The 13,403-nt window shown below is 74.1% G+C and carries 12 protein-coding genes; 1 reads left to right on the top strand and 11 read right to left on the bottom strand.

Going from position 1 to position 13,403, the window contains the following annotated elements; all coding sequences use genetic code 11:
* Positions 1 to 34 precede the first annotated feature (34 nt).
* Complete coding sequence (locus tag ACZ466_RS52550; RefSeq protein WP_378283935.1) at positions 35 to 457, top strand: CBS domain-containing protein; 423 nt, start codon at positions 35 to 37, stop codon at positions 455 to 457.
* Here ACZ466_RS52550 and ACZ466_RS52545 read toward each other — a convergent pair.
* The 11 genes from ACZ466_RS52545 to ACZ466_RS52495 form a co-directional block, all read right to left on the bottom strand.
* On the bottom strand, positions 454 to 822 hold the full coding sequence (locus tag ACZ466_RS52545; RefSeq protein WP_378283934.1) for a PHP domain-containing protein: 369 nt from the start codon (positions 820 to 822) through the stop codon (positions 454 to 456). The two genes, ACZ466_RS52550 and ACZ466_RS52545, sit on opposite strands and share 4 nt — an antisense overlap.
* A complete protein-coding gene (locus ACZ466_RS52540) occupies positions 789 to 2,051 on the bottom strand; it encodes a site-2 protease family protein (protein WP_378283933.1) in 1,263 nt (420 codons plus the stop codon). Before ACZ466_RS52540 ends, ACZ466_RS52545 begins: the two co-directional genes overlap by 34 nt.
* A gap of 415 nt (positions 2,052 to 2,466) precedes the next feature.
* Entirely contained in the window at positions 2,467 to 2,667 is a 201-nt protein-coding gene (locus tag ACZ466_RS52535; RefSeq protein WP_378283932.1) for a hypothetical protein, read from the bottom strand.
* A gap of 254 nt (positions 2,668 to 2,921) precedes the next feature.
* The gene (locus ACZ466_RS52530; protein ID WP_378283931.1) at positions 2,922 to 5,387 is read right to left on the bottom strand and encodes a heavy metal translocating P-type ATPase; all 2,466 of its coding nucleotides are present in this window, start codon (positions 5,385 to 5,387) and stop codon (positions 2,922 to 2,924) included.
* A gap of 373 nt (positions 5,388 to 5,760) precedes the next feature.
* Complete coding sequence (locus tag ACZ466_RS52525) at positions 5,761 to 7,197, bottom strand: aldehyde dehydrogenase family protein (protein WP_378283930.1); 1,437 nt, start codon at positions 7,195 to 7,197, stop codon at positions 5,761 to 5,763.
* Complete coding sequence (locus ACZ466_RS52520) at positions 7,194 to 8,270, bottom strand: zinc-binding dehydrogenase (protein ID WP_378283929.1); 1,077 nt, start codon at positions 8,268 to 8,270, stop codon at positions 7,194 to 7,196. The genes ACZ466_RS52525 and ACZ466_RS52520 overlap by 4 nt, the downstream gene beginning before the upstream one ends.
* A gap of 57 nt (positions 8,271 to 8,327) precedes the next feature.
* The gene (locus ACZ466_RS52515; protein WP_378283928.1) at positions 8,328 to 9,857 is read right to left on the bottom strand and encodes an AMP-binding protein; all 1,530 of its coding nucleotides are present in this window, start codon (positions 9,855 to 9,857) and stop codon (positions 8,328 to 8,330) included.
* 21 nt (positions 9,858 to 9,878) lie between these two features.
* Complete coding sequence (locus ACZ466_RS52510) at positions 9,879 to 11,006, bottom strand: thiolase C-terminal domain-containing protein (protein ID WP_378283927.1); 1,128 nt, start codon at positions 11,004 to 11,006, stop codon at positions 9,879 to 9,881.
* Positions 11,006 to 11,425, bottom strand: a complete 420-nt coding sequence (locus tag ACZ466_RS52505; RefSeq protein ID WP_378283926.1) for a Zn-ribbon domain-containing OB-fold protein — start codon at positions 11,423 to 11,425, stop codon at positions 11,006 to 11,008. Before ACZ466_RS52505 ends, ACZ466_RS52510 begins: the two co-directional genes overlap by 1 nt.
* A complete protein-coding gene (locus ACZ466_RS52500; RefSeq protein WP_378283925.1) occupies positions 11,422 to 12,282 on the bottom strand; it encodes a MaoC/PaaZ C-terminal domain-containing protein in 861 nt (286 codons plus the stop codon). The genes ACZ466_RS52505 and ACZ466_RS52500 overlap by 4 nt, the downstream gene beginning before the upstream one ends.
* A 4-nt stretch (positions 12,283 to 12,286) precedes the next feature.
* Positions 12,287 to 13,189, bottom strand: coding sequence for an SDR family NAD(P)-dependent oxidoreductase (locus ACZ466_RS52495; RefSeq protein ID WP_378283924.1), 903 nt, complete (start codon positions 13,187 to 13,189; stop codon positions 12,287 to 12,289).
* Positions 13,190 to 13,403 lie beyond the last annotated feature (214 nt).

Raw genomic sequence — 13,403 nt, 5'->3', positions numbered from 1 at the left:
GGATCGAGGACGGCGCGCAAGGGCCGGTGGGCCGGTGACCCAGACGACGTCGCGGGAGGCGATCGACTCGACAGGGGGGAACATGCTGATCAGTAACGTCTATCGTCCGATGGTCTTCGGCTGCCAGGCAGGCGAGCGCCTGCCCGAGGTGGCACGACGGATGGTGGAGAAGAAGGTCGGAGCGTTGGCGGTGCTCGACGGCGAGCGGGTCGGCGGGCTCATTACCGAACGGGACCTGGTCGAGGCGTTGGCCGCCTCGGCCGACCCGGCCTCCGTAGAGGCTTCGGCGTACGCCTCGACGCAGATCAGGACGGCGGCCCTGGACGAGGACTCGCGTGAAGTCGCCCGCCGGATGCTGGAGGTGGGCGTCCGCCACCTGCCGGTGGACGACCACGGACGACTGGTCGGCATGGTGTCGATGCGCGATCTGCTCGCCCTGGAAACATGGGCGGTTTAGACGTGCTGTTCCGGCACGTCCCGTCGGGTATCGGGCATGTGGGCGTGCGCCGTGCCTGCGGCGCGCTCCTCATCGCGGGCACCAACCGCGGAGAGGTCGAGCCGGTCCGGAGACGAATCGATCTCCAAGGCGGTGCCGCTCCGCGCGCAGGCGGCGAAAACCGCGTCCCAGTCGGCCTCGACCGGCGGCCGCCGGCCGATCCGCCGTCCGGTGGGATGCCCCAGGATGTTGACGAAGGGATTCTCGCAGGCGCGTACCAGCCGCCGGGTCATCGCCGTGCCCGGCAGGTCGAGATGCGAGTGGATCGAGGCGACGCACACGTCGAACCCGGTCAGGAAGTCGGCGGTCCAGCACGGCGGTGCCACGCGCGGTTCCTTCTGTTCTCCTCTTCGGGTGACGTACGGGCCGAGTCCGCCCCGTACGGTCCGTCGGAGAACTGCGTGCCGTCGGCCGTCCCGTGGGCGGGCGGAGCGGAGGGCAGGGCGGCGCGCCGGACCATCAGATCGATGTCGTTCACGGTCACGATGCCGATCGGGTGGTCGTCCTCGACGACCACGGCCAGGAGCCCGCCCGGCAGCGGACGCCGGTCGAGGAGCTCGGTGGCGGGTGCGCCGGGGGGCATGAGATGTTCCGGGCGCGGCCGGATCGCGATCGTGTCCAGGCGGACGGCGGCGGGCCGGGCGCCGGGTCGCCGTGCGAGCAGGTCCAGCGGGACGACGCCGGTGACGGATCCGGCCAGGTCCACGACGGGGAACACCGCCTGTTTCGTGCTCGGCGGCAACCGCTCCGCGAACTCGGTGACAGTGGTCCAGCCCGGCGCCACCAGGGGATCCGGCGTCATCACGTCCCGTACCCGCAGCCCACGCAGGGCGGCGCGGGACCTGCGCGCGGCGGCCCCGATCCGGGCGGTGCTGTGGAGGAACCAGCCGATCAGGATCAACCACAGTCCGCCCCCGCTGCGCAGCACGAGCAGCTCGTAGATCCCCGCGATCGCCAGCGCCTGGCCGAGGAACGCTCCGGCGCGGTCCGCGACGCGGTCCGCGCGGGCGCGGTCGCCGAACGCGCGCCACAGCACGGCCGCCAGCACCCTGCCGCCGTCCAGCGGGGCACCGGGCAGCATGTTGAAGGCGGCCAGGACCACGTTCATGAACGCCAGCCATGCCAACCCGAAGGAGATCAACGCCGGGGCCTCCAGTGTCCGGGCGGCCAGCGCCCCGGCCCCGGCCAGCAGCCCGAGGGCCAGGCTGGCCGCCGGCCCCGCCAGGGCGATGGCCAGCGCGGTCCGCGGAGTGGAGGCCTCGTCCTCCAGCTCGGAGACCCCACCGAGCATCCAGAGCGTGATCGCCTTCACCCTGACGCCCGAGCGGCGCGCGACGAGCGAGTGCGCGAGTTCGTGCAGCCCGAGGCAGGTGAAGAACAGCACCGCCACCGGAACCGCCGTGCCCACGTAGGCGGCGGTGGGCAGGCCAGGGCGGGCCGTCGGCAGGACGCTGTCGGCCAGCGTCAATGCCACCAGCGCGAGTATGGCCAGGACCGACCAGTGGAGACCGAACGGGATTCCGGCGATCCGGCCCAGCCGCAGGCTCTGCTTCATCGCGGCATCACCCCCATCAGGCCCAGCCTCGCGCGGGCCGACGCGGTCCTGCAGGGCCGAAGTCCCGCGTTCCCCAGGGACCAATGGCACCCCGGATCAGGTGGATCGCGCCGCCGACCGCCCATCCCGGCGACGACGCCGCGACTCACCGAAAGTGAGTGATGATCGCTGTTTGTGCACTCCCCTGGAGGGGACTTTCGTCCTGCGAAGAGGACCGGGCGGGCCAGGCACCTGCACCAGCACCCGGTTCCGCGCGGTGTCGAGCACGAGTCCGTGGCGGCGGCCGTTTCCGGCCCGGTCGCCCGCGACGGCCGCCCGACACGACCACGAGCGGTCCGCGAACCCGTGATATCCGGGTGTAGGAAGCTCGGGGCCAGTCGTCGCCCCTCGGTTCCCGTCGCGCCGGCCCGCCCGGTCATGGCAGGCCTTCCAGCCTGCGCAGAAGCGTGTCCCGGCGGTCGTGGACGTCCGCCGCGGTCCGGGCGTCCTCGCGAGCCCGCACGAGGGGCGAATAGTCCAGGTTCTCGATGGCCGAAGCGGCGACCCCCGTGCGGATGAGCTCCTGGCACCGGTCCACCACGGCGATGACGGCGCGGCGGTGCGCTCGGGGGCGCACGACCGTCGTTGGGCTGAGGGCGCTCTGCTGCAGAACGCCTTCCCGCAGACGGCGTCACTGCGATCGGTGGGCGTCCTGTCCAACCGCTACCTCCTGGCGGCCATCGCAGGCGAGATCGTTCTCGCCGGGATCCTCGTCTGTACGCCGCCGTTCCAGGTCCTGCTGGGCACCGCGCCGCCGCCCGTCTGTGGGCGGACGAACTGCGCCGCTCCACCGCCGCTCGCGATATGCCCGTGAGACCGACAGGGCGTTGATCATGGGGGGCGAGGGTCCGGCGACCCCGGACGGGGCGCGCCGGGCCGCCGCGAGGGCCTGCTGTCGGGAGTGTCGGCCAGAACGAAGTAGTTCTCCTCTTCCTGGGCGAAGTGGAGGCGCAGGACGGCGTGCAGCTCGTCGACGGCCCGGCGGAGATCGCGCGTGATGTCTGCGGGGACCGTGTCCCCGCCGGGTGCCGCGGCATCGGTTCCGGTGGCGGTGAGTTCGGTGGTGTACAACGTGATGCGCCGTGCCAGGTTCGCGATCTCGGCGTGCCCGCGGCTCATCGCACCGGTCGGGTCGGCGCCGCCGAGGGCCCGGGCCACCGCGGGGTAGAGCAGCCGCTCGTCCTTGCGCTCGTGCGCGGCCAGATCGGTGAGGAAGCCGGTGAGCTCCTCGACCGCCGCGTGGCGGCGTTCACGCTCGGCAGGGGCGCGTCCAGGCGCGCATACGGCGTCCGCGAGGGCGGGCAGCCGTTCGATGCGCGGCCACAGTGCCCGGTGCTCCTGGTCGAGTTCCCGTACGAGGTCCGCCTCGTCGCCGTACAGCCGCGGCCACCGGTCCCGGCCGGGGCCGAGAGCCCGGAGCGCACCGAGGATCGCGGCGACGTCGATCCCCTCCTGCAGGAGCGCGCCGAGAGCCGGGGTGAGGCCCCCCGAGGCGGCGACCGCCATCGCGGCCAGCGAGAGGCCCATGCCCGCCAGCACGCTCTGGAGGGCGATGGTCCGGGTGCGCCGGGCGATCGCGAGGGTCTCGGCCAGCCGCTCCAGCCGGTCGACGGTGATGACCACGTCGGCGGCCTCGGAGGACGCGGTCGCACCGCGGGCGCCGAGCGCCACCCCGACACCGGCGGCGGCCAGCGCGGGGGCGTCGTTGACCCCGTCACCCACCATGACCGTGGACGCGCGGCCGGTTTCCGCGCGGACGACATCGACCTTGCCGGCGGGGGACAGGCCGGCGTGGACGGTGTCCGCGCCGACCAGATCGCCGATCGGCTCGGCGACGGCCGCGCGGTCGCCGGTGACCATGACCGTGCGGGTGATCCCGGCCCGGCGCAGCAGCCGGAACGTCCGGGCGGCGTCGGCCCGGAGGGGGTCCTGCAGCAGCAGGACGCCGGCCAGGTGATCGTCGACCCCGACGAACACCGTGATGGCGCCGCGGGCCGCCGCCCGGTTCCGCACGCGTCCGACCCAGCCCGAATCGCCGGGCCCCACCCAGTCGGCCTTGCCCACGCTCACCCGGTGGCCGTCCACGGTGCCGCGGATACCGCTACCCGCGCGTTCGGTCGCCGCCACCGGGACCGACGACTCCTCGCCGCGTTCGCGGGCCCCGCGCACGATCGCCGAGGCGAGGACGTGCGGCGATACCTGGTCGAGCGAGGCGGCCAGCCGGAGCAGTTCGTGCGGGGGGACCTCGCCCACCGTGTCGATGCCGACCAGCGAGGGGCGTCCCGCGGTCACGGTGCCGGTCTTGTCGAACAGCAGGACGCGCGCGCGGGCGAGGCGTTCCAGCGCGCCGCCGCCCTTCACCACCACGCCCCGGCGCGCGCAGCGCGACAGTCCGGAGACGAAGGCGATGGGAGCGGCCAGGATCAGCGGGCACGGCGTCGCGACCACCAGGACGGCCACCGCTCGGACCGGATCGGCTGCCAGCACCCAGGCGAGCCCGGCGACCGTCAGGGTGACCGGGAGGAAGAGCGCGGCGTAGCGGTCGGCGAGCCGGACGAACGGAGCGCTCTCCGCGGCGGCCTCCGAGGCCAGCCGGACCATGCCGGAGTAGGTGCTGGAGGCGGCGTCCGCGGTGGCCCGCATGCTGAACGGCCCCGCGCAGTTCACCGCGCCGCTGCGCACGTCGTCGTCGGCGGGGTGCTCGACCGGCAGCGGCTCGCCGGTCAGCGTCGACTCGTCCACGATCGCCGGACCGCCCCGCACCCGGCCGTCCACCGGAACGACCTCGCCGGAGCGCACCACCAGCGTGTCGCCGGGCCGGACCCGGTCGGCGTCGATCGTGTCGAGACCCTGCGGGGTCTCCCGGTGGGCCAGCCGCGGCGCCAGGGACAGCAGCGCGCTCAGGTCATGACGCGCCCTGCGACCCGCCCTCCGCTCCAGCAGACGTCCGCCGGTCAGCATCACGGCGATGACGGCACCCGCCAGGTACTCGCCGACCGCCAGGGTGCCCCCGAGAGCCAGCAGGGCGATCACGTCGCTGCCGAAGCGGCGGTGCAACAGGCCGTCCACCACCCACCAGGCGGCGGGCACGCACGCCACGGCGGTCACCAGAAGCCAGAGCAGGTCGGAGACCTGGTCGTTGCCGCGCCAGAGTGCGATGCCGCCCGCGGCCAGCCCTCCGGTGACCAGGGCGAACAGGGCCTCGTCGCGGCGTGGGACAAGGCCGCTCGCGAAGGCTGCGAGAGACTTCGCGGAGCGTTGCCCAAGGGCCCGCGGACCCTTCCAGGGACGGGTCACCCGAGTCTCTGGGCCTGCTCGACGCCGAGATCCAGGAAGGCCCGCCCGGCGGCCGGTTCGTCGCCGATCTCGTTGATGAAGACCTCTGCGTTCCGCTGCTCGGCTTCCATGAAGTGTCACCTCCACTCTCAGGATCTGCCCGGACGGGCGCACCGGCCAAAGGCCATTGGGCTCTCTGCCAGGGACCAAGGGCCCGGGTGCGAAGGCGCCCGGAGGGCCCGAGGATCCGAGGGACCTTGGTCCCCGCCCTTCAGCGGCCGACGTGTGGCACCGCACGAGCACCGGCTGGACACGAACGGCACGCGCGCGGCGACGGAGGCGCTGCGCTGCCGCTCAGGGTGATCTTGGCCGCCCGCTCTGAGAGGCGACGCCATCAGCCGGTCGGATGCACCGTCGCGCGGAGTTCGGTGTACGAGTCGAGTGCGTAGGTGCCGCCGCTGCGCCCGAGGCCACTGGCCTTGGTGCCGCCGAAGGGGAGGTCTCCCCGTCGGGCGCAGGTGTTGATGCCGACCTGTGCGGCGGCCAGCCGGGCGGCGACGCGGCGCGCCGCGTCGAGGTCGCGCGAGTAGACCTGATCGGTGAGCCCGTAGCGTGTCGAGTTGGCGATGGTGATCGCTTCGTCGTCCGAGGAGGTCTGGGTGACGCAGACGACCGGGCCGAACGCCTCCTCCTGCATGACCGTCGTCTCCGGGCCGACGCCTGTCACGAGGGTGGCGGGGTGGAAGTAGCCGTGGTCCGGGACGTCCGCCGCGGCGTGCACCGTCCCGCCTTCGGCGCGGGCACCGGCCACCAGCGCGGCGACGCGGTCGCGCTGGACCTCGCTGATCAGCGGGACGGTGGTCGTCGCGGGGTCCCGCGGGTCGCCGTGCACGAGGTCGCCCAGCGCGGTGCGCAGCCGTCCGACGAGCTCGTCGTGCACCGAGGCGTCGATGATGACGCGGGAGGGCGTCACGCAGATCTGCCCGGAGTGGACCGTCCACGCCCGCGTCGCGCCGGCGACGACGGCGTCGAGGTCCGCGTCGGCCCGTACGACGAGCGCGCCCTTGCCGCCGAGTTCGAGGAGGAGCCGCTTCATGCCGGGCGCCGCCGACCGGTAGATCTCGGTGCCGACCACCGTGCTGCCGGTGAAGCTGATCGCCCCGACCTCGGGGTGGTCGACCAGCGCGGCACCGGGCTCGGCGCCCGCGCCCGTCACCAGGTTGACCGCGCCCGCCGGCGCGCCTTCCGCCCGCAGGGCCTCGTTGAGCGCCTCGGTGAGCGCGATGACGAGCAGCGGGTCCTGCGGGGCCGGCTTCATCACCACGGTGTTGCCGGCGAACAGGGCGGGCGCGACCTTCGCGACCATCGCGAGCAGCGGAAAGTTGTAGGGGCTGATGCAGCCGACCACGCCGACCGGCGTGCGCGTGACCGTTCCCGCGAGGCCGGCCCTCACGGGCTCCGCCGGGACGGTGAGCAGGTCCGCGGACTGGGCGGACCAGTACCGGAGCCGGGTCAGCGCCGCGTCGACCTGGGTCTGCTCGGCGACGGCCCGGCGGGCGCCCGTGTCGGCGATGGCCAGGTCGACGAGCTCGTCGCGCCGGTCCTGGAGCAGTTCGCCGGCGCGGCCGATCACACGGCGGCGGGTCTCGGTCGGGGTCGCCGCCCAGGCGTCGCGCGCCTCGGCGGCGGCGGCCACGGCGGCATCGGCCGCGGTGCGGTCGCCGTCGGCGACCACGGCGATGACCTGCTCGGTGTAGGGGTCGGTGATCTCGTACGTCCGGGAGGTGCTCAGCGTGTCGCCGGCGATCAGGTGGTGGGCGGTCGTGGTCACGAGGTGCTCCCGAAGCGGAGGAAGCCGCGGTCGATGCGGCCGTTGCGGAGGTCGTCGACGAGCTGTGCCGCGCCCTCCATGGGCACGACCGCCGACACGAGCGGGGTCAGGTCGAGTTCGCCGCGAAGGACGCGCTCGGCGAGGTCGGGAAGCTTCCGGTGCGGGTCGACCGAGCCCATCCGGCAGCCGAGCAGGGACTTGTCGTGGAACAGCTCGCGCACCTCGAGGTCGAGGGTCGCACCGGCCGGCGGCAGCCCGAGCACGACGACCTGCCCGCCCCAGGCGAGGGACCTGATCGCGGCGTCGAGGAGTCCGGTGTGGCCGGCGCACTCGAACGCGGCGTCCACGCCACCGGGCACCAGGTCCCGCACGGCCGGGGTGATCTGCGACGGGTCGCTCGCGATGATGAAGTCGGTCGCCCCGCATGTGCGGGCGATCCGCTCCTTCGCCGGGTTGCGGTCGACGACCACGATGCGCTCCGCGCCGGCCGCCCTGGCGGCGAGGACCGCGTTCAGGCCGATCCCGCCGGCGCCGGTCACGAGCACGGACTCGCCGGCCCGGAGCCGGGCGCGGTCCTCCACGGCGCCGAACGCGGTGACCGTGGCGCATCCGAGCATGGCGGCGACCGGGTCGGGGATTTCCGCGGGCATCGCGACGACCTGCTCCTGGGCCACCACGATCCGCTCGGCGAAGGCGCCGAGCCTGACGAACTGGTGCACGACCTCGCCGTCGCGGGAGAACGGGCTGGCGACGGGCCGGCCGGAGGCGGGGCAGAGGGTCGGCCGGCCTTCGCGGCAGTGGCGGCACTCGCCGCATCGGCGCAGAACGGTGAGCACGACCCGCTGCCCCACGGGTACGCCGGCGCCGGGGCCCGCCGCGGCGACCACGCCGACGGCCTCGTGGCCGAGGACGGCCGGCGCGGGCTGGGGGATGCGGCCCTCCATCGGGCTGACGTCGCTGTGGCACAGGCCGGCCATGGTGATGTCGACGGCGACCTCGCCCGGGCCCGGCGGGCGGACCTCGATGGTCGAGTCGACGTGGAGACCTGTTCCGTCCCAGACCAGTGCGCGCACGGGCGATCCTCCTCCTCAGTGTTCTAGTGATTCTAAACTGCTTTTGCTGAGTGGAATTTACCGTGTCGCGACGCTCTCCCGTACCTCGCGGCGCAGCAGCTTTCCCGCCGCCGACCGCGGAAGCGCCTCCACGAACGCCCAGCTGCGCGGGATCTTGTAGCCGGCGATGCGGGCGCGGAGCTCGGCGTCCAGCGACGCCGCGACCTCGTCGCGGGTGCCCGAGCGGTCGACGACCACGACCGCGTGCACGCTCTCGCCCCACTTCTCGTCCGGTCGGCCGACGACGCACGCGTCGGCCACCCCCGGGAGCTCCAGCAGCGCGTGCTCGATCTCCGCGGGATAGATGTTCACGCCCCCGCTGATGATCAGGTCGACCGCCCGGTCCGAGAGGTACAGGTAGCCGTCCTCGTCGAGCCGGCCGAGGTCGCCGAGCGTGACGTGCCCGTCCAGGCGCGACGCGGCCGTCTTCTCGGGATCACCGAGGTAGACGAACGCGAGCTCCTCGTTCTTGAAGTACACGGTGCCGACCTGGCCGACCGGCACCTCGTCGCGGTCCTCGTCCAGGATCCGCAGGCTCACGTGGGGCAGCGGGCGTCCGACGCTGCCGACGTGGGCGAGCCACTCCTCCGACGTGATCATCGTGGCCGCCCCCTCGGTGCCGCCGTAGAGCTCGACCAGCACCGGACCGAGCCAGTCGATCATGGCCTGCTTGACGTGCGGAGGGCACGGCGCGGCGGTGTGCACGATGGACCGGATGCTCCCCACCCGGAGCGCGGCGCGTTCGTCCTCCGGCAGGGCGACGAGCTCCCGCATCATCAGCGGGACGAGGTAGAGCCACGTGACGCCGTGCTCGGCGATCGCCTCGAGCACCCGCTCGCGGTTCCACCGCTCGAGCAGCACCACCCGGTGACCGACGTCGAGGGCCTGGTCGGCGTAGGCGAGCGGCGAGGCGTGGTACATCGGGGCCATGCCGAGGAACACGCCGTCCTCATGGTCCGCGCCGTAGCGACGGGCCCGGGCCAGGGCCGCGCCGGCGGCCTCGGCCGGGCTGATCCCGCGCAGCGGGCGTCGTACGCCCTTGGGACGCCCGGTCGTGCCGGAGGTGTAGAGCATGCGGTTGCCGGCCCCCCGGCCGCGCGGGGGCGCCGCGGACGCCGCGGCGACCGGGCCGGTCAGGCGCGCCGCGCCGCCCTCCGGCGCGACCGCGAGGACGACGACCTTCTCGGCCGGCAGCCCGGCCTCGGCGGCGGCCTTCCCTGCGAGGTCGACGAACGGATCGGCGGTGAAAAGGATCTTCGCCCCGGAGTCGCGCAGGATGTAGGCGATCTCCGACGCCGTCAGGTGCCAGTTGACGGGGGTGAGGTGGAGCGGGAGCTGCGCCGCGCCACGGACCATCGCCATCAGCTGGTAGGAGTTCGGCAGGAGGCAGGCGACGGTGTCCCCGGGGGCGAGTCCGCGCTCCCAGAGGAAGTTGCCGATCCGGTTGGCGTCGTCCCGCATCTCGCCGTAGGTGACCTGCCGGCCGTCGGTGTGGACGACGGCGACCCGGGCCGGGTCGTTGTCGGCGTACTCGAAGAAGTTGCGCACCTTGGGCCTCCCGTGGTGGTCTCAGTCTCGCGCGAGGATGAGGACGGAGGAAGCCGTGAACATCCCGCCGTACCCGAGGACGGCGCTCGTGCTCACGCCGGGCACCTGCGCCGCGGCCTCATGGCGCAGCTGGCGGACGGCTTCCTGGATGGCGAACATGCCGTACATCCCGGTGTGGGTGTAGGCCAGGCCGCCTCCGTTGGTGTTGAGCGGGAGGGAGCCGCCCGGAGAGGTCTCGCCGGCGGCGACCAGCTCGGCCGCCTTGCCCACCGGTGCCAGCCCGAGGCACTCCAGCCCGATCAACGGCAGGTGCGCGAAGGCGTCGTACACCATGACGTGGCCGATCTCGGATCGCCCGATCCGCGCCTCGGCGAAGGCGTCGTCGGCGGCGCGCCGGGCCGCGGAGCCGCCGGCCGGGTCGGGCGCCTGGGCCACCAGGAGGGGGTCGGAGCCCTCGCCGGTGCCGAGCACCTTCACCGAGCGCCGGAGCTGCTCGGCCGTGGCGTGCCCGGACGCGGTGACGACCAGTCCGCCGCCGCCGTCGGTCAGCATGCAGATCATCGGGATGGTGAACGGCCACGCGAGGGCCGGTGCCGCCAGCACTTCGCCGACGGTCATCAGGTCCCGCCGCCCGGCCCGCGGCACCCGGGAGGACCAGCGACGCTGGGCGACGACGACCTGCGCCAGGGCGGTCTCGTCGAGACCGTGGTCGTGGAGGTAGCGCAGGGCGGGGAGGGTGAAGCGGGTGTACGGCGGCCTGGCGCCGTAGGGCTCCTCGAACTGGCCGGTCCACGACCGCGGGTCCCGGGGCCGCGGCACGGTGCCGGCTCGCGACCGGCCGGACTCGCCGTGGGTGACCAGCACCCGGGTGGCGTGCCCCGCGGCGGTCGCCGCCGCGGCGTGGCGCACGTGCATCAGGAAGGAGCAGCCGCCGACATTGGTGGAGTCGACCCAGCGAGGCGTGATCCCGAGCGCGTGGGCGACGCCGTGGGGTGAGTAGGCGCCGGCGACGCCGTCGATCTGGCCCGGCTCCAGGCCGGCGTCGGCCAGCGCTCGCAGGCCGCCCTCGACGTTCAGCCCCAGCACGGACTGGTCGGGGTTGCGGCCGAGCACGTCGGTCTCCGCCGCGCCGATGATGACCGCGTCCATCACGCTCCCCCCGGTCCGGCCGGTGCGAACACCGGAAGGTTCACGTCCCCGCGCTCGAGCCAGCGGAGCTCGACGTCCATGTCGAGGGGGAGGGCGGCCGGGTCGGCGGGCACGTCCACGATGCGGGTCGTCATCCGGACGCCTTCCTCGAGCTCCACGGTGGCCAGCACGAAGGGGGCCTCGTCGGCGAAGACCGGCTCGGGCCGGTGCACCACGACGTAGGAGAACAGCCGGCCGCGCCCGGTGCAGGGAGTCCAGGTCAGGTCCGTCGAACCGCAGGCGCAGATCGCCCGCGGATGCTGCGAACCGGCACCGCAGCCGTCGCAGCGGTGGTGGACCAGCTCACGGCGCCGGGTCGCCTCCCAGTAGGGCCGCGTCTCGGGCGTCGGCCGTGGGACGGGCTTGGGCTCGCCGCTCATCCGGCCACCTGCGGGTGCAGTACCAGCTCGCCGCGGTCGATGACGGTGCGCTCGCCCACCGAGGTCGTGTGCGCCCAGGTGCCCTCCCCGGTCTGCCAGGCGCGGACCGTGAGCCCGTCGCCCGGGGTGACCGGTGCGCGGAACCGCCCGGAGTACGACGCCACCCGGCCCAGCGGGTCGGCCTGACCGGCCGCGTCCAGCTCCTGGAGCAGGACCCGGGCGGTGACGCCCCAGGTGCACAACCCATGCAGGATCGGCTGCTCGAATCCGGCGCGTTTGGCGAACGCGGGGTCGCTGTGCAGGGGGTTGCGGTCGCCGCAGAGGCGGTAGAGGAGTGCCTGGCCCGGACCCGTCGACGCCTCGACGACGAGGTCGGGTGCGCGGTCCGGCACCGGGTCGCTCTGCGTGCCGCGCTCCGGCTCGCCCCATCCCTGGCCCCGCAGGAAGAGCGACGTCACGGCGGAGAACACCTCGGTGCCCGTGGCCCTATCCGTGCCGGTGGCCTCGATCTCCAGCAGCGCCCCGGAGCCCTTGTCGGTGATGCGCGCCACGGTCGAGACGGCCTCGACCTCGCCGCCGACGGGCAGCGGGCCGGGCAGGGTGACCCGCTGCGCGCCGTGGACGGCGGCGTGGGCGGGCCAGCCGCCGAGCCGATCGCGCAGTGGTCTGGTGCCGCCGGCGAGCAGGGCGGCGTACGTCGGCAGCATCCGCTGGGCCACGCCCTCGGAGTTCTCGGTGACGAGATCGAGCCGGTCGGGGCCGGCGCCCAGTGCCAGCGAGTAGAGGAGGGCGTCGTCCGACGTCCACGCCCGGGTGAACGGCGCCGAGCGGGCGCCCACCGAAGTGCGGTCGAGCATCGGCTCAGCCCCGCATGCCGGCGTTGGGCCGGGCCGCGGCCAGGAGGCCGCGCAGCGTCGCGTCGAGCTCGGTGAGGTCCTCGCTCGGCGTGGCGGGGGTGCCGTGCTCCCAGCCCGCGGCCACCGACAGGCGCCTGCCGGAGGTCAGGAACACCCGACCGGTCACGCCGTCGGAGCGGCGGGACGCGAGCCACTCGACCACCGCGGCCGGGAAGCCGGGGGAGCGGGTCGGGTCGTCGGGTTCGCGGTCGCCGCCGAGCGCGGCGGTCATCCGGGTCGCGGCACCCGGCGAGACGCAGTTCGCGGTCACGCCGTAGCGGCCCAGTTCGAGGGAGGCGACGATCGTCATGGCGGCGATGCCGGCCTTGGCGGCCGAGTAGTTGGCCTGGCCGGCGTTGCCGAAGAGGCCGGAGACGGAGGTCGTGTTGATCAGGCGGCCCACGCGCCCGGGGCGTTCGCCGTGGCGCTCGCGCCAGTGGTTCGCGGCGTGGCGGGTGGTGGCGAAGGTGCCCTTGAGGTGCACCCGGATCACCGAGTCCCACTCGGCCTCCGTCATGCGGGCGATCGTCCGGTCGCGCAGCACCCCGGCGTTGTTGACGAGGACGTCGAGGTCGCCGAAGGTGTCGACGGCCAGCCCGACGAGCTGCTCGGCCTCTTTCCAGGAGGAGATGTCGTGGCCGCTGGCGACGGCCTGCCCGCCGGCTGCGCGGATCTCGGCGGCCACCGCGTCGGCGGGCGCCGTACCGTCGTTCTCGCCGTCGAGGCCGACCCCCAGGTCGTTCACGACGACGGCGGCGCCCGCGCGGGCGAGGCGCCGGGCGTACTCGGCGCCGAGGCCGCGACCGGCGCCGGTCACGATGGCGACCCGGCCGGAGCAGGATCCTTCGGTGGAGAGCGGAGTGGTCATCAGGGCGCGGTCCTCTCGCCGCCGTGCCAGGACGTGGCGACGGCGGAGTCGTGGGCGGTCACCCGGCCTGCGAGGAGCAGGCGGGTCAGGTGGGCGGTGGTCTCCCGGGCGGCCATGGCCCGGTCCCGACGCGCCGGCGCGTCGTGGCGGTGCTGGACGCGACGCTCATGGCCGCACTCTGTCGGCCGGTGGCGATCGGCGACAAAGACCTGAT

Source organism: Actinomadura rugatobispora (genome assembly GCF_055379765.1).
Note: the sequence above shows the minus strand (reverse complement) of the source record. Positions and strands in the feature narration are given on the sequence as shown.